At 52.1% G+C, this 1,946-nt stretch carries 2 protein-coding genes; both read left to right on the forward strand.

What is annotated here, in order from left to right; genetic code table 11:
- A partial coding sequence (locus tag H7A81_RS27035) for an autotransporter outer membrane beta-barrel domain-containing protein (RefSeq protein ID WP_182059311.1) occupies positions 1-572 on the forward strand: 572 nt, incomplete at its 5' end.
- Positions 573-892: 320 nt separating this feature from the next.
- Positions 893-1,946: sugar porter family MFS transporter (locus tag H7A81_RS27040; RefSeq protein WP_182059312.1), on the forward strand; the 1,054-nt coding region annotated here is incomplete at its 3' end.

Raw genomic sequence — 1,946 nt, forward strand, 5'->3', positions numbered from 1 at the left:
GTGACAGTGGCTTCTATGTTGATGGGGCACTGTCATTCGACTGGCATCGTGGCGATACCGATATTGCGCGGCAAAAAGAGGTGGGCAAACTGAAAGGCAATGGCTGGGGCGCCTCACTGGAAACCGGCTATCCGTGGCAGTTGGGCAATGGCGTACGTCTCGAACCGCAGGCGCAGTTAATGTACTTGCAACTTAACATGGATGATCTGGTGGATCGCGATAACACACGCGTCAGTTGGGGCGATTATGATCAAACCATTGGCCGCGTGGGCGCGCGTCTGGATCGCACCTGGCAAGATACAGCCGGCCAGCAATATACGCCTTATCTGCGCACCAGCTATACGCGTGGTTGGGGAGGGGCGGCCACTACGCGAGCGGGCATTAACGGCGGCGCGGACAGTGTCAGTTTCGACAGCGGGAAGTTCGGACAGATGTGGGATGTGGGCATCGGTGGTACGGCCGTGCTAAAAGGGAATCTCTCATTGTATGCCGAGGCCGACTATCGTCAGGAAATTGACGGTAACGGTACGAAAGGCTGGCGCTATAACGGCGGGGTTCGCTGGCAATTCTGATCGCGTTTACCTTACGCCAATATCCATTGGCGTAAGGTTTTTCTTATTTCCTCTCTCAAATGTTTAAATACATACACGCCGCTATTAATCAATATCGTCCACCTCAATCCAGGGTTATTCGAATCCATCTTCGCCTCTCACTCTTTAAATTAACGCTCCCTTTTGATGTTTAACCATCAAAATAAATCAGCCAGAATGCTTGATATCACATTTCGGAAAATGAATTTCAAATAAAAATTAACATGAAATAAAAATACCGATAGCGTCATTTTCTGTTTTGTTCTGCTGTATTTCCAAATGCGTTTTTACCAGGAGAGGTTATGGAAAAAGAACTGTATATCTCGACCAATACCGCGTCAGGCCCGAATAGCGTGACGCGAACTGAGCCTTTTGTGAAGATTATTGCGCTGGTGGCAACGCTCGGCGGATTATTATTTGGCTACGATACTGGGGTGGTATCGGGTGCGCTGTTATTTATGCGCAGTGACCTGCAATTAACGCCCTTCACCACGGGCCTGGTGACCAGCTCATTACTGTTTGGAGCCGCATTCGGCGCTTTACTGGCCGGACATTTCGCCGATGCCATGGGCCGGCGCAAAATCATCATCACTCTGGCGTTTATTTTTGCCCTTGGCGCAGTCGGTTCAGCCTTTGCGCCGGATGTTGTGTCGATGATTATGTCACGACTTTTCCTCGGCATTGCCGTGGGCGGTGCTGCGGCGACTGTGCCGGTGTATATCGCTGAAATCGCGCCAGCCAATAAACGCGGCCAACTGGTTACCTTACAGGAGTTGATGATTGTATCGGGTCAACTGCTGGCGTATGTCTCGAATGCAACCTTCAATGAAATCTGGGGCGGTGAACATACCTGGCGCTGGATGCTGGCACTCTCGACTGTTCCCGCCGTGCTGTTGTGGCTGGGCATGATTTTTATGCCAGAAAGCCCGCGCTGGCTTGTGATGCAAGGCAATGCCTGCGAAGCCAGGCATGTGTTGGAGAAGACCCGTGCAGCAGAGGATGTTGAGTGGGAGTTAGAAGAGATTGAAGAGACCATTGAAGAAAACCGGCAGAAAGGTAAAGGTCGGCTGCGCGATCTGCGTACGCCCTGGCTACGTAAGGTGTTTCTGTTAGGTATTGGTATCGCTGCCATCCAGCAGTTGACCGGCGTGAACACCATTATGTACTACGCGCCGACCATGCTGACAGCAACGGGGCTGAGCAACGATGCCGCGCTGTTTGCCACCATTGCCAACGGCGTCATTTCCGTGTTGATGACCCTGGTCGGGATTTGGATGATAGGCAAAATCGGTCGTCGACCGCTGGTGCTGGTGGGACAGATGGGCTGTACGGCTTGCCTGTTCTTTATTGCCGCCG

This window comes from Pantoea sp. ME81 (genome assembly GCF_903970985.1).
Taxonomy (GTDB): Bacteria; Pseudomonadota; Gammaproteobacteria; order Enterobacterales; family Enterobacteriaceae; genus Pantoea; species Pantoea communis.